The organism is Microbacterium xanthum (assembly GCF_034531355.1).
Lineage (GTDB): Bacteria > Actinomycetota > Actinomycetes > Actinomycetales > Microbacteriaceae > Microbacterium > Microbacterium xanthum.
The window spans coordinates 108,980-128,064 of record NZ_JAWHUE010000001.1; the positions used below are offsets into that span (position 1 = coordinate 108,980).

General features: G+C 68.8%; 20 protein-coding genes and 2 tRNA genes. 6 read left to right on the plus strand and 16 right to left on the minus strand.

Going from position 1 to position 19,085, the window contains the following annotated elements; translation table 11 throughout:
- The first annotated feature begins 18 nt into the window (after nt 1–18).
- The 3 genes from pstC to pstB are packed head-to-tail and all read left to right on the plus strand — an operon-like array spanning nt 19 to nt 2,883.
- Nucleotides 19–987, plus strand: coding sequence for a phosphate ABC transporter permease subunit PstC (gene pstC / locus RZO50_RS00555; protein WP_322597772.1), 969 nt, complete (start codon nt 19–21; stop codon nt 985–987).
- On the plus strand, nt 987–2,078 hold the full coding sequence (gene pstA / locus RZO50_RS00560; RefSeq protein ID WP_322597773.1) for a phosphate ABC transporter permease PstA: 1,092 nt from the start codon (nt 987–989) through the stop codon (nt 2,076–2,078). The genes pstC and pstA overlap by 1 nt, the downstream gene beginning before the upstream one ends.
- Nucleotides 2,079–2,103: 25 nt before the next feature.
- Nucleotides 2,104–2,883 carry a phosphate ABC transporter ATP-binding protein PstB gene (pstB, locus tag RZO50_RS00565; RefSeq protein WP_322597774.1) on the plus strand — a complete coding sequence of 260 codons (780 nt, stop codon included), beginning with the start codon at nt 2,104–2,106 and terminating at the stop codon, nt 2,881–2,883.
- Between the two features lie 57 nt (nt 2,884–2,940).
- On the opposite strand, the gene RZO50_RS00570 is transcribed toward pstB, so the two are convergent.
- From RZO50_RS00570 to sigK, 4 genes are all read right to left on the minus strand, one after another.
- Complete coding sequence (locus RZO50_RS00570) at nt 2,941–3,825, minus strand: aminodeoxychorismate lyase (RefSeq protein ID WP_322597775.1); 885 nt, start codon at nt 3,823–3,825, stop codon at nt 2,941–2,943.
- Nucleotides 3,826–4,073: 248 nt separating this feature from the next.
- The gene (locus RZO50_RS00575; RefSeq protein ID WP_322597776.1) at nt 4,074–4,712 is read right to left on the minus strand and encodes a DNA-directed RNA polymerase subunit beta; all 639 of its coding nucleotides are present in this window, start codon (nt 4,710–4,712) and stop codon (nt 4,074–4,076) included.
- Between the two features lie 29 nt (nt 4,713–4,741).
- Nucleotides 4,742–5,503: an anti-sigma factor gene (locus RZO50_RS00580; protein ID WP_322597777.1), complete on the minus strand. Its 762-nt coding sequence runs from the start codon at nt 5,501–5,503 to the stop codon at nt 4,742–4,744.
- On the minus strand, nt 5,500–6,102 hold the full coding sequence (gene sigK / locus RZO50_RS00585) for an ECF RNA polymerase sigma factor SigK (protein WP_322597778.1): 603 nt from the start codon (nt 6,100–6,102) through the stop codon (nt 5,500–5,502). Before sigK ends, RZO50_RS00580 begins: the two co-directional genes overlap by 4 nt.
- A 202-nt stretch (nt 6,103–6,304) precedes the next feature.
- On the opposite strand from sigK, the gene RZO50_RS00590 reads away from it, so the two are divergent.
- Nucleotides 6,305–6,970: a fasciclin domain-containing protein gene (locus tag RZO50_RS00590; protein ID WP_322597779.1), complete on the plus strand. Its 666-nt coding sequence runs from the start codon at nt 6,305–6,307 to the stop codon at nt 6,968–6,970.
- 118 nt (nt 6,971–7,088) lie between these two features.
- A tRNA-Lys gene (locus tag RZO50_RS00595) sits at nt 7,089–7,161 on the plus strand.
- Nucleotides 7,162–7,189: 28 nt separating this feature from the next.
- Here RZO50_RS00595 and RZO50_RS00600 read toward each other — a convergent pair.
- The 3 genes from RZO50_RS00600 to RZO50_RS00610 are packed head-to-tail and all read right to left on the minus strand — an operon-like array spanning nt 7,190 to nt 10,387.
- Complete coding sequence (locus tag RZO50_RS00600; RefSeq protein ID WP_322597780.1) at nt 7,190–7,459, minus strand: hypothetical protein; 270 nt, start codon at nt 7,457–7,459, stop codon at nt 7,190–7,192.
- 37 nt (nt 7,460–7,496) lie between these two features.
- Nucleotides 7,497–8,078, minus strand: coding sequence for an isochorismatase family protein (locus RZO50_RS00605; protein WP_322597781.1), 582 nt, complete (start codon nt 8,076–8,078; stop codon nt 7,497–7,499).
- Nucleotides 8,075–10,387, minus strand: a complete 2,313-nt coding sequence (locus tag RZO50_RS00610) for an MMPL family transporter (protein WP_322597782.1) — start codon at nt 10,385–10,387, stop codon at nt 8,075–8,077. Before RZO50_RS00610 ends, RZO50_RS00605 begins: the two co-directional genes overlap by 4 nt.
- A 55-nt stretch (nt 10,388–10,442) precedes the next feature.
- On the opposite strand from RZO50_RS00610, the gene RZO50_RS00615 reads away from it, so the two are divergent.
- A complete protein-coding gene (locus RZO50_RS00615; protein ID WP_322597783.1) occupies nt 10,443–11,402 on the plus strand; it encodes an EamA family transporter in 960 nt (319 codons plus the stop codon).
- A gap of 4 nt (nt 11,403–11,406) precedes the next feature.
- Here RZO50_RS00615 and RZO50_RS00620 read toward each other — a convergent pair whose 3' ends face one another.
- From RZO50_RS00620 to RZO50_RS00660, 9 genes are all read right to left on the minus strand, one after another.
- Nucleotides 11,407–11,799, minus strand: coding sequence for a hypothetical protein (locus RZO50_RS00620; RefSeq protein WP_322597784.1), 393 nt, complete (start codon nt 11,797–11,799; stop codon nt 11,407–11,409).
- Nucleotides 11,800–11,858: 59 nt separating this feature from the next.
- Nucleotides 11,859–11,931: transfer RNA gene (locus tag RZO50_RS00625), tRNA-Thr, on the minus strand.
- Between the two features lie 111 nt (nt 11,932–12,042).
- Complete coding sequence (locus tag RZO50_RS00630) at nt 12,043–13,593, minus strand: alpha/beta hydrolase (protein ID WP_322597785.1); 1,551 nt, start codon at nt 13,591–13,593, stop codon at nt 12,043–12,045.
- A complete protein-coding gene (locus RZO50_RS00635; protein ID WP_322597786.1) occupies nt 13,590–14,774 on the minus strand; it encodes a DNA polymerase III subunit delta' in 1,185 nt (394 codons plus the stop codon). Before RZO50_RS00635 ends, RZO50_RS00630 begins: the two co-directional genes overlap by 4 nt.
- Before the next feature lie 10 nt (nt 14,775–14,784).
- Complete coding sequence (gene tmk, locus RZO50_RS00640) at nt 14,785–15,438, minus strand: dTMP kinase (protein WP_322597787.1); 654 nt, start codon at nt 15,436–15,438, stop codon at nt 14,785–14,787.
- Complete coding sequence (topA, locus tag RZO50_RS00645; protein WP_322597788.1) at nt 15,435–18,128, minus strand: type I DNA topoisomerase; 2,694 nt, start codon at nt 18,126–18,128, stop codon at nt 15,435–15,437. The genes tmk and topA overlap by 4 nt, the downstream gene beginning before the upstream one ends.
- Nucleotides 18,129–18,167: 39 nt before the next feature.
- A complete protein-coding gene (locus tag RZO50_RS00650) occupies nt 18,168–18,515 on the minus strand; it encodes an Rv3654c family TadE-like protein (RefSeq protein ID WP_322597789.1) in 348 nt (115 codons plus the stop codon).
- Complete coding sequence (locus RZO50_RS00655) at nt 18,515–18,871, minus strand: TadE family type IV pilus minor pilin (protein WP_322597790.1); 357 nt, start codon at nt 18,869–18,871, stop codon at nt 18,515–18,517. The genes RZO50_RS00650 and RZO50_RS00655 overlap by 1 nt, the downstream gene beginning before the upstream one ends.
- Nucleotides 18,868–19,062, minus strand: coding sequence for a DUF4244 domain-containing protein (locus RZO50_RS00660; RefSeq protein ID WP_322597791.1), 195 nt, complete (start codon nt 19,060–19,062; stop codon nt 18,868–18,870). Before RZO50_RS00660 ends, RZO50_RS00655 begins: the two co-directional genes overlap by 4 nt.
- Nucleotides 19,063–19,085: the final 23 nt, after the last annotated feature.

Sequence of the window (19,085 nt, forward strand, 5' to 3'; positions counted from 1 at the left end):
CCGAGGCGAAGGCACACAATGGCGACGACCACCCCCACCAGTCCACCTCCGAAGACCGACGGCAAGCGGGCTGCCCGCCGCCGCCCCGGTGACCTCGCATTCTCGGGGACCGCCCTCGCCGCAGGAGTCACGATCCTCGTCCTTCTCGCCGCGGTATCCGTGTTCCTGATCGCCGAGTCCATCCCGGCTTTCACCTCCGACCCCGACGAGAACCCGATCCTCCGGGGCGAGACGTTCGTCGAGTACGTGTGGCCGCTCATCTTCGGCACCATCTGGTCGGCCATCCTGGCATTGGTCGTCGCCGCGCCGCTGGCCATCGGCATCGCGCTGTTCATCTCGCACTACGCGCCTCGCCGCGTGTCCGCCGTCCTCGGCTACATCATCGATCTGCTCGCCGCTGTCCCCTCGGTCGTCTTCGGGCTGTGGGGCGGCCTCGTCTTCGCCGGAATGGCACAGCCGTTCTACGCGTGGCTCAACGAGTACCTCGGCTGGATTCCCCTGTTCGGCGGCCAGGTCTCCTCCACGGGTCGCACGATCCTCACCGCGGCGCTCGTCCTGGCGATCATGATCCTGCCGATCATGACCGCGATCAGCCGCGAAGTCTTCCTCCAGACTCCGGTGCTCCACGAAGAGGCCGCTCTCGCCCTCGGCGCCACCCGCTGGGAGATGATCAAGATGGCCGTGTTGCCCTTCGCCCGAGGCGGAATGGTCTCCGCTGCCATGCTCGCCCTCGGCCGTGCGTTGGGCGAGACGATGGCGGTGACCATGGTGCTCTCGGTCTCCGGCGTCGTCACCTTCGAACTCCTCACCGCCACGAACCCGACGACCATCCCCGCGAACATCGCCCTGTCCTTCCCCGAAGCATACGGTGACGGCATCAGCGTCCTGATCGCCACCGGACTGGTCCTGTTCGTCCTCACCTTCGCCGTCAACGCGCTGGCACGCTGGATCGTGTCGCGCCGCGCCGAGTTCTCGGGAGCCAACTGATGACCACCGTCGAGAAGACCTCCGCCCCGGCGAAGACGAACTCCCTCACGAGCGGACGCCTCCCCGCCTCCGTGCCGTGGGTCCTGCTCATCGCCTCGCTGGCGATCATGGGTGTCGTCTTCGCTTTCGCGAACCTCGGCAACCCCATCGGGGACTACAACATCGCCGCAGCGGTGTTCCTCGGCACGGTTCTGTTCGTCATCGCGATCTACGCGATCTCGACGGTCGTCGAGGGACAGCGGAAGGCCGCAGACCGGTTCATCACCGCGATCGTCTCCGCGGCGTTCGTCGTCGCGCTCCTCCCCCTCATCTCGTTGCTGTTCACCGTCATCGTGAACGGTCTCCAGCGCTTCGACATCGACTTCTTCACCATGAGCATGCGCAACGTCGTCGGCGACGGCGGCGGGGCGGTGCACGCGGTCTACGGAACGCTCCTGATCACCCTGGCCGCGACGATCATCTCGGTCCCCATCGGGCTCATGACCTCCATCTACCTCGTTGAATACGGCGCGGGCAGCCGACTCGGCAAGGCGATCACCTTCTTCGTCGACGTCATGACGGGCATCCCGTCGATCGTGGCCGGCCTGTTCGCCTATTCGCTCTTCGTCGTCTTCTTCGGTCCCGGCATCTCCAACGGCTTCATGGGAGCCGTCGCACTGAGCGTGCTGATGATCCCGGTCGTCGTCCGCTCCTCCGAGGAGATGCTCCGACTGGTCCCGAATGAACTGCGCGAAGCGTCGTATGCGCTGGGAGTGCCCAAGTGGTTGACCATCGTGAAGGTCGTGCTTCCCACCTCGATCGCGGGCATCACGACCGGCGTGATGCTGGCCATCGCCCGCGTGATCGGTGAGACCGCTCCCCTGCTGCTCACGGCGGGCTACACGCAGAGCCTGAACCTCAACCTGTTCGACGGCAACATGATGACGTTGCCGGTCTTCGTCTACAACCAGTACGCCAACCAGGGCACCAGCCCCGACTCGGCCATCGCCCGCGCGTGGGCAGGCGCCCTCACGCTGATCCTGATCGTCATGGTGCTGAACCTCGCCGCGCGAGCGGTCGCGAAGTTCTTCGCCCCGAAGACCGGTCGCTGACCCACACCCGAGAGAAAGAACCGTCTTGTCCAAGAGCATCGAAGTCAACGACCTCAACGTCTACTACGGCGACTTCCTCGCCGTCGAGGGTGTGTCTCTCGACATCGAGCCGCGTTCGGTCACGGCCTTCATCGGCCCGTCCGGGTGCGGCAAGTCCACCTTCCTGCGCACCCTCAACCGCATGCATGAGGTGATCCCCGGAGCCCGCGTCGAAGGCGAGGTCCTCCTCGATGGCGACGACCTGTACGGCAACGGCGTCGATCCCGTCGCCGTCCGCCGCCAGGTGGGGATGGTCTTCCAGCGCCCGAACCCGTTCCCGACGATGTCGATCCGCGAGAATGTGCTGGCCGGGGTCAAGCTCAACAACAAGCGCATCTCGAAGAGCGACGCCGACGACCTCGTCGAGAAGTCGTTGCGGGGCGCGAACTTGTGGAACGAGGTCAAGGACCGCCTGGACCGACCGGGCTCGGGCCTGTCGGGCGGCCAGCAGCAGCGTCTGTGCATCGCTCGCGCCATCGCCGTCTCGCCCGACGTCGTCCTGATGGACGAGCCCTGCTCGGCGCTCGACCCCATCTCGACCTTCGCGATCGAAGAGCTCATCGGCGAACTGAAGAACGACTACACGGTCGTCATCGTGACCCACAACATGCAGCAGGCCTCGCGCGTGAGCGACCGCACGGCGTTCTTCAACATCGCCGGCACGGGCAAGCCCGGCAAGCTCATCGAGTACAACGACACCAAGACGTTGTTCACCACGCCGCAGGAGCAGGCGACCGAGGACTACGTCTCGGGCCGCTTCGGATAAGACCCGCGCCCGTTCGACGAAGCCCCGCACGGTTCTCCGTGCGGGGCTTCGTCGTTCTCACTCCCGGGGACGCAGGAGATAGGCGTTCAGGGCGGCGGTGAAGTCCTCATCGATCGACAGGGGCGTCGCGTCGAGGGAGGAGACGGGTGCGGCGAGGCGAACACTCGAGACCAGCCACGCGGCATCCGCGTCTGCCAGCATCGAAACCGGGACCGTTTCGTAAGCCGTGTCATGGCCGAGATCGCGAAGATGGGCGAACAGGCTCATCTGCGTCGTCCCGTGCAGGATGCCGGCACCGGGTTCCGGGGTGACGAATCGGTCGCCGAAACGCAGGATGACCGAACTGGTCGGACCTTCCAGGACCACCCCGTCGTTCGTGACGAACAAGGCGTCGTCCGCGCCGCGTCGACGCGCCTCGCGGAGGGCTGCCATGTTCACCGCGTACGAGAGCGTCTTGGCACCCAGGAGCAGCCAGGGCGCTCGAGCGGGCGCGCCGCTGTCGAAACCGCGATCCAACGTCACCACCCGCACCCCTGTCGTGCGCGCCGCGGAATTGTCGGGAGCCACCGCGGCGGTCACCCACGCGGTCGGGGTCGGTCCATGCTCGACCCCCCTGCTGAGGATCAGCTTGATGACGCACTCCCCCGCCGGGCACTCGACGGCCACCCGGTCGATCGCCTGACGCCATTGCGTCAACTCGGGAGCCGGCAGATCGCACAGCGCGGCCGAGTGCGCGAGCCGCTCCAGGTGCGGCCCGACCTCTTGGGCGTGACCGTCGACGACACCGATCGACTCGAAGATCCCGTCGCCGCGCTGCGTACTCAGCTCACCGATACTCAACGCCGGCGCGGACGGGTCCACGGCACGGAAGGTCGATGCGTAATCGATGGCGTCGACACCCGCCGCGACGGGGTCGATGATGAGCGCGTATCGCCAAGTCATGTCACGAGCCTAGGCCCCGGGAATACCGTCCGGACATGGTCCGTTACACTGGAACAGCCGGGCCGCAGTAACCCCGGGCTCCATCTTCTGCCGCTGCGAGCGGCCTTGCGCCGAGAGGCGTTCTGCGGCCCGGCACCTTCTTGTCCGGGGCATGTCCCGGATGTCGGAGAATCGCGCGTTGGTCGGAGCATCGGCGAAGAACCCTCCGACATCGGCTCGATTCTCCGACTTCGGCGCGATCCCCTCGGTCAGGTGAGGGCGTCGCGCCGCCAGAGCGCAGCACTCGTCGCGAGGTCGGTGCCGTAGTCGGCCAAGCGCAGCGCGCGCCGGGTGAGCGCGCTCGCGCGGTCCGCCTCGGTCGGCTCGTAGTCGTCGGCGATGTGGGTCGAACCTGCCGCCTGCACGCGGCAGAATGCCGAGGCACGCTCGAGCGCGACCGCGAAGTCGCCCGAGAACGCACCCCGGAGGATCACGTCGATCAGCGTGACAAGCTCTTCCGGACCGGCGGGAGTGGGCGCTCCGGCGACGACGTCGTCGGCCGAGGAGAGCTCGATCCGCCCGCGCTCGTACAGCAGGGCCGCCGTCCCCGGATCGTCGTGGATCATCAGTTGGATCAGGTACAGACGCCACAGCGCTCCCGGCAGGCTCGTGGCCGGGGAACGTGACCACAGCTCGGCGATGTCGTCGATACCGTGCTGATCCGTGAAACCCACGAGTCTTTCGACGACGTCGGCGTCGGGCTCATCGCGCACCCTCGACAGGAGCGCCTGAGCCGTGGAGTGCGCGGCGCGGGAGACCTCCGCGGGGTCTTCGGCCGAATAGACCCGGTCGAAAAGCTCGGCCGGACGTCGGACCGGCTTGTGGAACTCCCGAGACTCGTCGCTCATCCCTCCAGGCTACGCGCGTGGAACCGGCCTCAGGCGGTCGGGATGACGACGATGGGCACCGTGGAGGGTGCACCCGTCGGCGAGCCACCCGCGGGTTCGACCGTCACAGCAAGGGCGTCTCCCGGCTCGAGCTCGCCGTCGAGCAGCGCCGGCTCGTCCCCCGGCGTGTACAGGCCGGCGGATATCGGCTGCTCACCACGGACGAACCAGAGCTCGTACGTCTCCTCGTCCGTCAGCGTCGGCAGATCGTCGGAGACCAGAACGGCTTGCCCGAGCGACTCCGACCAGTAGGCCGTGACGGTGCCCTCACCGGTGGCGAGCTCGGCGGTGGCCGCCTGCGAATCCGGCGCGTCTTCGATCTGCTGCAGCGCGACGATCGAGGCCGGTCGCGTCAGAAACTCATTGACGGTGACGGCGCCGAACCCGAGTGCGACCAGCAGCACCAGGGACGCGGCGAGGGCGAACATGCCCCGCATCCACTTCTGGCGGGCGACGGTCTGGACCGCCTCGGTGCGCGGCGCTCCCGGAGCTGCGGCCGCCTCTGCGGCCGGTGTCGCCGGAAGCTGTGGGGTCTGCGCGATCCGCGCGAAGAGAGCGTCTCTGACCGCCGGCGGCGGCTCTTCCGCCGGCACGGCGGAAGCGAGCACCGCGACGGTGTCCGCATCCTCGGCGGCGACATGCTGCCACTCGGGATTGGCGGCGAGCGCGGCCTGGTAGGCGCGCTCATCCTCGTCCGACAGGGCACGCATGACGTGCCCCGCCGACAACTCCGCGAACTCGTTCTGGTTCACGCCTTCACCCCCATCTCGACCCGCAGTCGCGACAGCCCGTCGCGCATCCTGGTCTTGACCGTTCCCAGCGGCGATCCTGTGAGCGCCGCGATCTCGCTTTGACTGTAACCCCCGTAATACGCCAGGACGATCGCCTCGCGCTGAGGGTCGGGAAGGGTCGAGAGAGCCGTCGAGACGCGTCGTCCCTCGAGCTTGAGCTCGACCTGCTCCGCGACCCCGTCGTGAGGTACTCCGAGATCACGGATGCCGGCGCGGACGTCACGATCACTGCTCGCCTGCGACGACCGCACGCGATCGACAGCTCGGCGATGGGCGATGGTGAGCACCCACGACCTTCCTTGCCCCTTCTTCGGAGCGAACTTCGCAGCGGATTGCCACACCTCGAGAAAAACCTCTTGCAGCACCTCCTCGCTCTGCGAGCGGTCGACCAGGACACGGAGGATGAGCCCGAACACGCGAGAGGAGAGCATGCCGTACAGAGCGGTGAACGCACTCTGCTCGCCGGCAGCGATCCGACCGAGCAGGTCGGCGACGTGGTCGGTGCGGTCGCTGCCGTCTTCGGGGACGTCGACGCCGTCAATGACCATAGGGTCCAGCATGCCGCACGCGCGCGCGTATGCCGGTATCCGACCGCCGTCCCTTGACATTTCGTCGGCGACCCGGGCAAGTCCTCGCGCGCCGGCGGAAACGAATCGACAAAAAACTTCCAATCCACCCGACGGGGGGCTCCGAACAGCCTGTGTACGCCGCTTCTGCGGACGACAATCCGGCCCTCGCGGCCACCTACACCGGAGGTAAGTCATGCTCACCAAGAAGTCGCACATCACTGCTGGTCTCTCGCTCGCCGTCGCCGCCACGTTCGCGCTGTCGGCCTGTTCCGGATCCACCTCGTCGGAGACGATGGACGAGGACATGACCGAAGAGACGACCGCCCCCATGGAAGAAGACACCATGGAGGACGACATGGAGATGGACCCGGCGGCGATGCTCGTCGGCCCGGGCTGCGCCGACTACGCCGAGGCCGTTCCGGACGGAGCCGGCTCGGTCGAGGGCATGGCGATGGATCCCGTCGCCGTGGCTGCGTCGAACAACCCGCTCCTCACCACCCTCACCGCTGCCGTCAGCGGCGGCCTCAACCCCGACGTCGATCTCGTCGACACCCTCAACGGGGATGAGTTCACCGTCTTCGCCCCGGTCGACGACGCCTTCGCGCAGATCGACGAGGCCACGATCGAGACGCTGTCCACGGACTCCGAGCTGCTCACCTCGATCCTGACCTACCACGTGGTCCCCGGTCAGCTGAGCCCCGACGAGGTCGTCGGCACGCAGACCACCGTCCAGGGCGGTGACGTCGAGGTCACGGGCTCGGGCGACGAGCTGATGGTCAACGACGCGATGGTCATCTGCGGTGGCGTGCAGACCGCCAACGCGACGGTCTACCTCATCGACTCGGTTCTGATGCCGTAAGGCCAGGACCGCCGGCGGCCGGACTCGGGGGAGGACCGGCCGTGAACAAGACGACGCGGTCGTCGACGCTATGCGAGGTGCGTCGGCGGCCGCGTCGCCCATTAGGCTGGTAGCTCGCGGGCCTCTAGCTCAGTCGGTAGAGCATCGGACTTTTAATCCGCGGGTCGTGGGTTCGAGCCCCACGGGGCCCACCGCATCACCATCGAGGACGCTGCCCGGTCACAGCGTCAGATAAAGGCCGATCGGCAGGATGACGGCCGCCGTTCCGATGACCAGGCCTGCCGCCGCCGGGAACCGGCCGCCGCGGCCCAACGCATGCAATCGGAACCCGAAGGCGCTGCAGGCCACGGCCGGCACCCCGACGAGGATGGACAGTGCCGGACTGACCACGCTCAGCAACAGAGCGATGATCGCGAGGACCAGCCCCGCGACCGCGACCGGATTGGTCACGCGATCCTCGGGCGAGTAGCCCGGTTGTTCCTCGGTCACACGTCGAGACTACGCACATCCGCACCCGGCCAGCGGATCAATCCACAGATGTGGCCAGGGATCCGCCGGCGTGGGCGATCTCGACGAGAGCCGCCTGGCTGGAGTCGGGCGCGACGCCGGCGACGAGGTCGGTGAGGACCCTCACATGACGGCCGGCGGCGATGGCGTCGAGGGCGGATGCGCGGACGCAGTAGTCGGTCGCGATTCCGACGACGTCGATGTCGAGGACGCCGTGTTCTTCGAGCAGTTGCAGCGCGGTCCGACCATCCTCGGTCGCCCCCTCGAAGAGGGAGTATGCAGGTTCGCCCTGACCCTTCTTCAGGTGATGCGTGACGGCGGAGGTGTCGAAGTGGTCGTCGTACTCCGCCCCCGGCGTGCCTGCCACGCAGTGCACCGGCCAGGTGTGGACGAAGTCCGGTTCCCCGGCGGCGAAGTGCCCGCCGTTGTCGCTGTCGGCGTCGTGCCAATCACGGGAGGCCACGATGACGGCGTAGTCGCCCCGGTGGTCGGCGAGGTAGGAGGTGATCCTCCGCGCGACGTCGTCACCGCCGGCCACCCCGAGCGCGCCACCCTCGGTGAAGTCGTTCTGGACGTCGACGATGAACAGCGACCTGGTCATTCTTCGAGCGTACGCCGGTACTCCGCGCGTGTCAGCGCATGGCCGTCCTCGGCGACCAGATCCTCGTCCGGCTCGGCCGCCGAGGATGCTCCCATCGGCTGTTCCCGGTCGTCGTGTGCGCCGGGCTCCTCCCCGCGCGAGAGCTTCGACGGCCACCAGATCGCGCGCCCGATGTCGTACGACAGCGCGGGGACGAGCAGCGAACGCACGACGAAGGTGTCCAGGAGCACGCCGAAGGCGACGATGAAGGCGATTTGGGCGAGGAACAGGATCGGGATCACCCCCAGCGCGGCGAACGTGGCCGCCAGGACCAGTCCCGCCGAGGTGATCACCCCACCGGTGGCGACCAAGCCGCGCAGGATTCCGCGTCGAGTGCCGTGGACGATGGATTCCTCGCGCACGCGCGACATCAAGAAGATGTTGTAGTCGACCCCGAGCGCGACCAGGAAGACGAATCCGTACAGCGGCACCGCGGGGTCGGCCCCCGGGAACTGGAAGACGCCGTTGAACACCAGGGCGGCCACTCCCAGCGCGGAGCCGAAGGACACGATCACGCTGAGGATCAGCAGGACGGGGGCCACGACGGCCCGCAGGAGGAGCATGAGGATGAGGAGGATCACCACCAGCACGACGGGGATGATGATCGTGCGATCGCGGATCGACGTGTCATTCGAGTCGATGTCGGTGGCCGTCACGCCCCCGACCAGGGCCGCGCCCTGCCCCATCTCCTCGTCGAACGAGGTGCGCAGCTCGCGGACCGCGTCTTCGGCTTCGACAGAGTCCGCCGCATCGGTGAGGGTCCCGATGAGCAGCACGTCGCCGTCGGACACGGTCGGCTCCGGCGCGGCGGTCCCCGGCGGGCCGAAAGCCTCGATGACGGCCTCCCCGCCATCGACCGACACGGCGGCCTGACCGGTCGGCGAGTCCTCGCTGGAGACGGCGACGGCATCCACACCGGCGTTGTCGTCGAGGATCTCGGCGGCGTCGGCCAGGTCGGACTCGGGGACGATCACGTACACGGGACTGCCCGACCCCGCGGGGAAGTGCTCGGACAGGACATCCTGTCCCTCCCGTGCCTCCGAGTAGCCGAGCACGAGGTCGCTCGTGGCGACACCGTCGGCCTTGAGCTGGGTGACCCCCACCGCGGCGGCCAGCAGCACCACGGTGCTGATGATCCACACCGGCCGGGAGTGGCGTGCGACCAGACGCGCCTGCCGCTGCCAGAAGCCCTTGACCGGCTGCGTGAGGTCCTCCGGGATCTGCGCCGGCGGACTCTTCGGGATGAAGGGCCAGAACGCCACCCGTCCGAACAGTGCCAGCAGGGCGGGGAGGAACGTGAGCGCGGAGAGCATCGAGAAGACGATGCCGATGGAGGCGATGGGGCCGAGCGCCCGGTTGGTCGCGAGATCGCTCAGCAGCAGGCAGAGCAGCCCGGCGATGACGGTGCCGCCGGAGGCCAGAATCGGCTCGAACGCCCCGCGCCACGCCCGCACCGCAGCATCCCAGCGCCGAGAGCCCTCGCCGATGGCCTCCCGGAAGCGCGCGACGTAGAGCAACGCGTAATCGGTCGCGGCGCCGATCACGAGGATGAACAGGATGCCCTGCACCTGCCCGTTGAGCACGACGATGTCGGCGAAGGCCAGCCACCACACCACGAGCAGCGCCACGCACAGCGCGAACACGCTTGTGAGCAGGACGAGGATCGGCAGCAGTGGCGACCGGTACACGATCACGAGGATGATGAACACCGCGATGAGGGCGACCGCGAGCAGCAGCCCGTCGATGCCCAGGAAGCCTTCCGTGAGGTCGGAGGTGAAGCCGGCCGGCCCGGTGACCCAGCCCTCGAGACCGGCGGGCAGATCGGCTTCGAGCAGGTCGCGGATCTCCTCGACGGTCTCCCTGACCTCGCCGGAGGAGTCGATCGGGACGAACATCTGGACCGCCTCACCGTCCTCGGAGGGAATCGGCGGCGAGACCCCGTCGACGACGCCGGGGAGCTCGGCGATCTCCTCGGAAACGGTGGTGATCTCCCCCAGCTCGTCTTCAGTGAGTTCGCCGTCGCCGGTGATCACGACGACAGCGGGGATCGTGTCGTCGCCCAGGAAGTCCGGAAGACGCTCCGAGACCTGCGTTGCGTCGGCGCTCTCCGGCAGGAAGCTCGACTGGTCGTTCGTCGCGACTTCGTCGACCTTCCCGAAGTACGGCCCGCCGACGGAACCGCCGACGAGCCAGACGAGGACCAAGACAAGGGGGATGCCCACCCGCACCCAGCGATGGGGTGAACGGCGGGCGTGATGCGGCGAGGTCATATAGCTAGCCTATCTAGCAATATCGACGGCTCGGTTCCCCGTAGGCTGATCGACGATGATCGCCGCACTCGTCGCCCTCGTGGGCGCGCTCGTGTACGGCGCCGCCGATTTCCTCGGCGGGCTTGCGGCACGGCGGTTGCGCTCTATCGTCGTCACCGCTGTGGCCGCCGTGTCGGGGCTGGTCGCCCTGGCAGCACTCCTCCCCCTCGTCGGCGGACAGTGGCACCCCGCCGACGTGCTGTGGGGCGCGCTGTCCGGGGTCGTGGGGGTCGTGGCGATCGTGCTGCTCTACGCCTGCCTGGGGATCGGACCGATGAGCATCCTCTCCCCCTTGACCGCGGTGATCACCGCGGTCGTGCCGATGTCGTGGGGCCTGCTCGTGCAGGGCGAGGCCTTCAGCACGCTCGGCTACGCCGGGCTCGCCGTCGCGCTGATCGCGGTGATCCTCGTGGGATTCGTCCCGGGTGAGAAGGTCGTCAGACCCAGCCTGCGCGGCCTCGGGATGGCGCTCGGCGCCGGTGCGGCCATCGGCGCATTCCTGATCATCCTCGACCAGACCAGCACCACCAGCGGGCTGGTTCCCCTGGTGGTCAACCGTGCGACCAACACCGTCATCACCGCGAGCATCGTCGTCGCCCTGATCATCCTCGCCCACCGCCGCGGGCTGACGATGGCCCGGGCGCTCGCCCCCGCCGGCATCCCGGTCGGTGCGGCACCCAGCGGACACGTCGACCTCGAGCACGCCGCCACGGCGCCGCCGCACACCGTCAGACCGGCCGGATTCTCGCCGTGGTGGCTCGCCATCGGCTGCGGCGTCCTGGATGCGGCGGCCAACCTCGCAGCACTCCTCGCGCTGCGTAGCGGCGACCTCGCGGTCGTCTCCGCGCTGACGGCGCTGTACCCGGCCGGCACGATTCTGCTGGCCGCCCTCGTGCTGCGCGAACGCGTGGCCGGTGTGCAGTGGGCGGGGCTCCTCCTCGCGATCACCGCCGGCGGCTTGTTGGCGGTGGGCTGAACGATCAGCCGCGCACGAAGATCATCACGATCGAGAGGGTCAGCGAGGCGGCGCCCACCGCGACGAACCCGACCGCGAACCACGCCACCGCCCGCACGAGCGGGGAGTGTGCCGTCAGTCGCAGCCGGTCCCGACTGCCCTGGCGAGCGAACGCATCGGCGTCATCGGCAGTCCCCAGCTGTCTGACCTGATCGTCGGTGAGCACGGCCTGACCGACGCCGTCATCGCCGAACCACCGGGCCACCCGCCCCTCGGGCGCATCATCGATCACGACGTGCACGGGCCGCCACGTACCGTCGATGAGATAGAGCACCAACGCCACACCGGCGACGAGGGCGCCGACTCCGAAGCCCAGCCACGCGAAGATCTCGGCGACGGTGTCGACCGCTCCATCCATCGGCGATTCCCCCGGTGAAGATGGCGAAAGGGGCCGCGGATGCGACCCCTTCGCGTGAGAGCCACCTGCGGGAATCGAACCCGCGACCTATTCATTACGAGTGAATCGCTCTGCCGACTGAGCTAAGGTGGCGCGCGTCGCTTGCGCGATGCACGATCAACGATCTTACAGCCTCGCGCGGGTCCCCGCGAACCACCCGCCGGAGCCGGAATCCCGTGGCGCTGAGCGGGACGGCTCGGCGACTCAGTCGCAGGTGAGATCCCCGTCGGGGACGATTCCGTCCAGGAGGTAGTCCTCGACCGCATCGTCGACGCAGGCGACACCCTTGTTGTAGCCGGTGTGCCCCTCCCCCACGCGGGTGACCAGCACACCGGAGGACAGCTGCTCGGCCAGTGCGACCGACCACTCGTAGGGTGTGGCCGGATCGTTGGTCGTGCCGACCACGAGAATCGGCGCCGCGCCGTCGGCCGGGATCGCCTCGCGCACCCCGGTCGGCGCCGCCGGCCAGGCGTCACAGGGGTCCGGCCCCGACCAGTACGGCGCGATCGTCGGCGCGTGGTCGGCGATGAGCTCCTCCGCCGCTGCTTCCTCCGCCGCTGAGGAATCGTCCGGGTAGTCCATGCAGTTGTACGCACGGAACGCCTCCGTGGAGTTGTCGGCGTACTCGCCGCCCTCGCGCCCGTTGTAGAAGTCCGCGAGCGTGAACGCCAGCGTCGGGTCCCCGGCGAGCGTGTCGGCGAGCGCCTGTGTCAGGAACGGCCAGCTGTCCTGCGAGTAGAGGGCGGCGATGATGCCGGTCATGAGGGAATCTGCTCCCAGCTCGCGCCCGTCGCCGGCCGGCAACGGCGCCGCGTCCACGGCGGCCAGCAGCGCCCCCAGGTCGGCCATGCCGTCGTCGACCGAGCCCCGGAAGGGACAGTCCTGCCCGTCGAGGCAGTCGGCCATATATGCCCGCAGCGCCGACTCGAACCCGAGCGCCTGCGTCGTGCCCACCTCCAGGCCCGGAATCGACGGGTCGATCGCGCCGTCGAGGACGAGCCTGCCCACCTTCTCCGGGTAGAGCTTGGCGTAGGTCGCACCGAGGAAGGTGCCGTAGGAGTAGCCGAGGTAGTTCAGTTCGGTATCACCGAGCACGGCACGGATGACGTCCATGTCACGTGCGGCGTCGTCGGTGGTGATGTGCGGCAGGATGCCGTCGCTGCCCGCCTCGCACGCATCGGCGAAGGCCTGATTGCGCTCCTCCAGTTCGGCGGTCCAGCCATCGCTTCCGCGCGGGTCCTCCGGGATGTCGTAGAGATACGAATCCATGTCGTCGGCATCGAAGCACGTCACCGCCGTGGACTCCCCCACGCCGCGCGGATCGAATCCGATCACGTCGTATGCCTCGATGACGTCGGACCCGACGGCGTAGGTGAGGGAGTCCCGGATGAGGGACACGCCGCTCGAGCCCGGACCGCCGGGGTTGGTCAGGAGCGAGCCGATCGGATTCCCGTCGGTCGCGCGGTGGCGGATGACCGAGAGCTCGATCTCCCCCGCACCGGGTTCGTCCCAATCGAGCGGGACGGCGACGGTCGTGCAATCGAACGCCCCGCACACGGCCCAGTCGAGGCTCTGCTCGTAGAAGGGCAGCAGATCGGCCGCGACGCCGTCGGTGTCCGGGTCTGCGCTCGTGGTGGGGGCGACCCGGGCGCCGTCTTCGGGGATCATCGCGTAGAGGCATCCGGTGAGCGTGAGACTCGCGGCGGCGAGCCCGGCGACGACGGCGCCTGCGCGGCGCAGCGGGGTGGTTTTCACGGTGTCCTCCCGCTGGCTACGGTCACCAGCAAGCTCTCAAGGGCCAAAGTGGGATTGGCGTTCTGTTCCAGGTTCCGCCGCGTCTCGGCGATGCGGTCGAGGACGAGCAGAGGGCGCTGTGGCCCCCACGTGTCGGCGAGCGCCCGCAATTCGGGTTCCAGCTCTCGATTGATGATCTGGGCCTCGCGGCCGAACGCGAGCATCACGACGTCCCGGTACATCGACTGCAGATCGGTCAGCACCCGGTCGATCCCGTCGCGCAGACTCCGCGTGGCCCGTCGCTTCTGTTCGTCCTCGAGAGCGGACAGCTGCGAACGGACGGCGGGCGGCACGGCCGCCCCCTCCGCGATGCCGAGCGTTCGGCGCAGATCGGCCCGCTCGGTCTCGTCACGTTCGACCGTGAGCGCCTTGGCGTCCTCCGTCGCCGCCTGCACGATCTGCGCGGCGACCTCGACCGCGTCGCCCACCCCGCGCACACCGAGGGCGGCGCGGAGGGTCTGCTCACGTCGGGCACGCGCGGCGACATCGGTGGCCAGTCGCTGCGCCATGCCGATGTGCCGCTGCGCGTGACGAGCGGACTGCTCGGCGACCCCCGCGTCGACGCCGGTGCGCTGGACGATCAGACGCGCGACATCTTCGATCTGCGGGTCGCGAAGTCGAAGGGTGCGAACGCGGGACCGGATCGTCGGCAGCAGGTCGGCGTCGCTCGGAGCGCAGAGGACCCACACGGTGTGATCGGGTGGCTCCTCGAGGGCCTTGAGGAGGACGTTCGAGGTGCGCTCGGCCATGCGATCGGCGTCTTCGACGACGATCACGCGGTGTCGACCCAGCGACGGGGCGTAATACGCGCGCTCGACGAGACGTCGGGCCTCATCGATGCGGATGATGACCTGCTCGGTGCGAAGCGCCGTGAGATCGGGGTGGGTCCGGGCGAGGACCTGCCGCATGACGGCCTCGTCACCCGGTTCGGCGATCAGCGCCGCAGCGAACGCGTAGGCGAGGGTCGAGCGTCCCGACCCGGGCGGCCCGGTGATCAGCCACGCGTGTGTCATCGCCTCCGGGTCGGCGGCGGCTGAGCGCAACAGCTCCACCGCCTCGGGCTGCCCCCAGACGGCGTCCCACGGCGCCGTGCCGGGATCAGCACGGTCGACCGCAGGTGTCGCGTCGACCGTCGCATCCATGACCGTCAGCCTAATCGGCCGCGCCGACGTCGTCCGGCGCCTCTCCCAGAAGAGTCCGGACACGCGCGCGGACCTCGGACGCGATGTCTTCCGGCGCCCTCGAGGCGTCGGCGACGAGGAATCTGGTCGGCTCCGCGGCGGCGAGCGCGAGGAACTCGGCGCGCACCGCCGTGTGGAACGCCTCCTTCTCGGCCTCGAGGCGGTCGAACGGCTTGTCCTCGGCATCGAGACGTGCACGCGCGGCGGCCGGGTCGAGATCCAACAGCACCGTCAGATCCGGGAGCAACCCCTCCGCCGCCCACAGGGACAGCTCACGCACCTCGTCGCGACCGAGCACCCGCCCCGCACCCTGGTACGCGACGGAGGAGTCGAGGTAGCGGTCTTGGATGACGACGTCACCGCGCTCCAAGGCGGGACGGACGAGCGCGGCGATGTGGTGGGCACGGTCCGCGGCGTACAGCAACGCCTCGGCGCGCGGGGCGACGTCGCCGCGATGATGGAGCACGATCTCCCGGATGAGGGCCCCCACCTCGGTGCCGCCCGGCTCACGGGTGCGCACCACTGTGCGGCCCGCCGCCGCCACCCACTGCTCCAGCAGGCGCGCCTGGGTCGTCTTGCCGGCGCCGTCGCCTCCTTCGAAGGTGACGAACAGACCGTCGGTCACGATTTCTTGGCGGTGGACGTGCGTGTGGTGGCCGCACGCTTGCGCTTGGGCGCGGGACCCTTGGCGCGCTTGTCGGCCAGCAGCTGCACGGCGCGCTCGAAGGTCACCGCCTCGACGTCCTCACCCCGCGGAATGGTGGCGTTGGTCTCGCCGTCGGTGACGTAGGGGCCGAACCGGCCGTCGCGCAGCTTGATCGGCTTGCCCGACGTCGGATCCGCTTCGAACTCCTTCAAGGCCGAGGCCGCGCGGCGCGCACCGTACTTCGGCTGCTTGTACACCTCCAGCGCCTGCTCGAGGGTGATGTCGAAGATCTGCTGCTCGTTCTCCAGCGTGCGAGAGTCGGTGCCCTTCTTGAGGTACGGACCGTAGCGGCCGTTCTGGGCCGTGATGGTCTCACCGCTGTCGGGGTCCTCGCCGACCGTACGCGGCAGCGACAGCAAGCGCAGTGCCGTGTCGAGGTCGACGGTGTCCACCGACATCGTCTTGAACAGCGACGCCGTTCGAGGCTTCGGAGCGTCCTTCTTCTTCGCCGTCCGCTTCTTCGGCGCCTCGGTCTCGGTCGACGCCGACTCCTCGGGCTCCGGCTCGACCTCCTGCACGTAGGGGCCGTACCGGCCGTCTTTGACGATGATCTGCTTGCCGTTCTCGGGGTTCTCGCCGAGCACGCGATCACCGGCCACGGGCGCGTCCAGCAGTTCGGTCGCCTTCTGGACGGTCAGCTCGTCCGGCGCCAGGTCCTCCGGGATGTTGACCCGGCGCGGCTCGCCTTCGGGGTCCTCGGCATTGGGCACCTCCAGGTACGGGCCGTACTTGCCGAAACGAAGCGTCGCCACGTCGCCGATCGGTGTGGAGTTGAGCGCGCGCGCATCGATCTCGCCGAGGTTGTCGACGATGTTGCGCAATCCGACGTGGGCATCCGAGCCCCAGTAGAACTCATGAAGCCAGTCGACCCGCTTCTGCTCGCCGCGAGCGATCGCATCGAGGTCGTCCTCGAGGGCCGCGGTGAAGTCGTAGTCGACGAGGTCGGCGAAGTGCTGTTCCAGCAGCCGCACGACACTGAAGGCCAGCCAGCTCGGGATGAGCGCCTGACCACGCTTGGAGACGTACCCGCGGTTGAGGATCACGTCGATGATGCTGGCGAACGTCGAGGGCCGACCGATGCCCTTCTCCTCGAGCGCCTTGACCAGGCTCGCCTCGGTGTAGCGCGGCTTCGGGGAGGTCGTGTGCCCCTTGGGCTCGACCTCGGACAGGCGCAGCACGTCGCCGACGGCCAGCTGCGGCAGCGACTGGTCGGCCGCCTGGTCGGTGTCGCCGTGCTTCTCGTCGCTGCCCTCTTCGTAGGCTTCGAGGAATCCCTTGAAGGTGTAGACGGTTCCGGACGCGGTCAGTTCCACGCGGCGCCCGTCGGCGTCCACCTCCAGGGTGACCGTGGTCGTCTCGTACTTCGCGTCGGACATCTGGCTGGCCATCGTGCGCTTCCAGATCAGGTCGTAGAGGCGCTGCTCGTCGCGGTCCAGTTCCCCGGCGACCGAGGACGGGGTGCGGAAGTCGTCGCCCGACGGACGGATGGCCTCGTGCGCCTCCTGGGCGTTCTTCGACTTGCTGCGATAGACGCGCGGATTGGCGGGCACCGCCGCGTCACCGTACAGGGCGACCGCCTGCGCCCGCGCCGCTTCGACCGCCTGCTTCGACAGCGCGGTGGAGTCGGTGCGCATATAGGTGATGAAGCCCTTCTCGTAGAGACGCTGCGCCACGCTCATCGCGTGTTTGGCGCTCATCGAGAGCTTTCGCCCGGCCTCCTGCTGCATCGTGGAGGTCGTGAACGGGGCCTTGGGGCTGCGCGTTCCCGGCTTCGAGTCGAGCTGGGAGACGGATGCGCGCGAGGCCGTGCGGATCGCTTCGGCCAGCTGGTGCGCCTCGGTCTCCGTGAGGACCAGCACGGCTTTCTTCAGTTCACCGCGGTCGTCGAAGTCCGTGCCGCGGGCCAGCGCCCCGCCGTCGACGCGCACCAGTCGTGCGGCGAAGGCCTTCTCGGGGTCGACGGCGTCACGCGTGGTGACCGCCGTGGTGTCGATGCCCCAGTAGGAGGCCGACACGAACGCCATGCGCTCGCGTTCGCGGTCGACCACGAGCCGGGTGGCGGCCGACTGCACGCGGCCTGCAGAGGTCCCCTGCTGGACTTTGAACCAGAGCACCGGGCTCACGTCCCACCCGTACAGGCGGTCGAGGATGCGCCGCGTCTCCTGCGCATCCACGAGGGCCAGATCGAGCTCGCGGGTGTTCTCGACGGCAGCGCGGATGGCGTCCTTGGTGATCTCGTGGAACACCATGCGCTTGACGGGCACCTTCGGCTTCAGCGTCTCGAGGAGATGCCACGCGATGGCCTCGCCCTCGCGGTCCTCATCGGTGGCGAGCAGGAGCTCGTCGGCCTGCTTCAGCGCGCGCTTGAGTTCGGTGACGGTCTTGCGCCCGCGCTCACTCTCGACGTAGTACGGGTCGAAGCCGTTGTCGACGTCGATCGAGTACTTGCCGTACGCGTCCTTCTTCTCCGCCGGGATCTGCTTCTTGTCCGCGAGATCGCGGATGTGCCCGACCGAGCTGAGCACCTCGTAGTCGTCGCCCAGGTATCCCTGGATCGACCTCATCTTGGTCGGCGACTCGACGATGACGAGCTTCTTGCCTGTGGCCAACGCGGGGTCCTTTCGTCGATGCACACCATACACACCGCTTCACGGCGTGTTCGCTGAGAGAGGACCGCTCACCGGGGGCGGTCCCGCCCGCGCAGACGCCTCGAAGGGCATGCCGGCGAAGCGCGAGGCGAGCGTCACGGTGACGATCAGCCCGACGGCCTCGCACGAGACGACCGTCACGGCGTGGGCCTCGGCGACCTCGGCCGCGCGCTCGCACGGCACCCCGCTGACCGCTCCGGACGCGGCGTCGGCCGCGGCCAGCGCGGCCGCATCGGCCGCCCCCGACAGGCGCTGAGCCGAGGCGGACGCCGCCCCCACGGAGGCGAGCCCGCCGATGAGGGTCGCCAACGCGGCGACGACACCCACGACCGTCGGCGCCCCGGGCATCACAGGCCCCCGGCGAGGGCGCAGCCTTCGGCGCGAAGCGTGAACGGAAGCGGAGCCGCGGTCGCGGCGGCGCTGACGCAGAGGAGATCCCCGCGCGGCACGATCTCCACGGTCGCCCCCGGCACCGCCGTGATCACCGCCCCGATTGCGCGACCCGGGTCCTCTTCTCGAGCGACCAGACGCGCGGCATCCGAAACGGCGTCCTGCAACCGCACCTGCCGCGTACCCGCACCGAGCGCCGCCACGCCGACGGCGATGACCAGCACCAGCGCGGGCAGCGCGACGGCGAACTCGGCGGCGACGGCTCCTCGATCTCCGATCCGGAGCAGCCGCGCGCCGAGACCGCCGGCGGTCATTCGACCGTCAAGGCGCGCCGCACCAGGTCGGTGAGGATGCCGCGCACCTCATCGGACCGCATGATCACGACCAGCAGTCCGGCGAAGGCCACCGCCGCCATGGTGGCGATGGCGTACTCGGCCGTGGCCGCGCCGGTGTCGTCGGCGAACAGCCGGCGGGCGCGAAGAGGGGTGAGGGTCGGGATGGACATTTCTTGCTCCTTCTCTATCGATG

What these genes read in the sequence shown, in the direction of transcription:
- pstC (WP_322597772.1), top strand. Translation starts at nt 19, where the DNA reads ATGGCGACGACCACCCCCACCAGTCCACCTCCGAAGACCGACGGCAAG.
- pstA (WP_322597773.1), top strand. Translation starts at nt 987, where the DNA reads ATGACCACCGTCGAGAAGACCTCCGCCCCGGCGAAGACGAACTCCCTC.
- RZO50_RS00570 (WP_322597775.1), bottom strand. Translation starts at nt 3,825, where the DNA reads ATGACTTGGCGATACGCGCTCATCATCGACCCCGTCGCGGCGGGTGTC.
- RZO50_RS00575 (WP_322597776.1), bottom strand. Translation starts at nt 4,712, where the DNA reads ATGAGCGACGAGTCTCGGGAGTTCCACAAGCCGGTCCGACGTCCGGCC.
- sigK (WP_322597778.1), bottom strand. Translation starts at nt 6,102, where the DNA reads ATGCTGGACCCTATGGTCATTGACGGCGTCGACGTCCCCGAAGACGGC.
- RZO50_RS00590 (WP_322597779.1), top strand. Translation starts at nt 6,305, where the DNA reads ATGCTCACCAAGAAGTCGCACATCACTGCTGGTCTCTCGCTCGCCGTC.
- RZO50_RS00605 (WP_322597781.1), bottom strand. Translation starts at nt 8,078, where the DNA reads ATGACCAGGTCGCTGTTCATCGTCGACGTCCAGAACGACTTCACCGAG.
- RZO50_RS00610 (WP_322597782.1), bottom strand. Translation starts at nt 10,387, where the DNA reads ATGACCTCGCCGCATCACGCCCGCCGTTCACCCCATCGCTGGGTGCGG.
- RZO50_RS00615 (WP_322597783.1), top strand. Translation starts at nt 10,443, where the DNA reads ATGATCGCCGCACTCGTCGCCCTCGTGGGCGCGCTCGTGTACGGCGCC.
- RZO50_RS00620 (WP_322597784.1), bottom strand. Translation starts at nt 11,799, where the DNA reads ATGGATGGAGCGGTCGACACCGTCGCCGAGATCTTCGCGTGGCTGGGC.
- RZO50_RS00635 (WP_322597786.1), bottom strand. Translation starts at nt 14,774, where the DNA reads ATGGATGCGACGGTCGACGCGACACCTGCGGTCGACCGTGCTGATCCC.
- RZO50_RS00650 (WP_322597789.1), bottom strand. Translation starts at nt 18,515, where the DNA reads ATGCCCGGGGCGCCGACGGTCGTGGGTGTCGTCGCCGCGTTGGCGACC.
- RZO50_RS00655 (WP_322597790.1), bottom strand. Translation starts at nt 18,871, where the DNA reads ATGACCGCCGGCGGTCTCGGCGCGCGGCTGCTCCGGATCGGAGATCGA.
- RZO50_RS00660 (WP_322597791.1), bottom strand. Translation starts at nt 19,062, where the DNA reads ATGTCCATCCCGACCCTCACCCCTCTTCGCGCCCGCCGGCTGTTCGCC.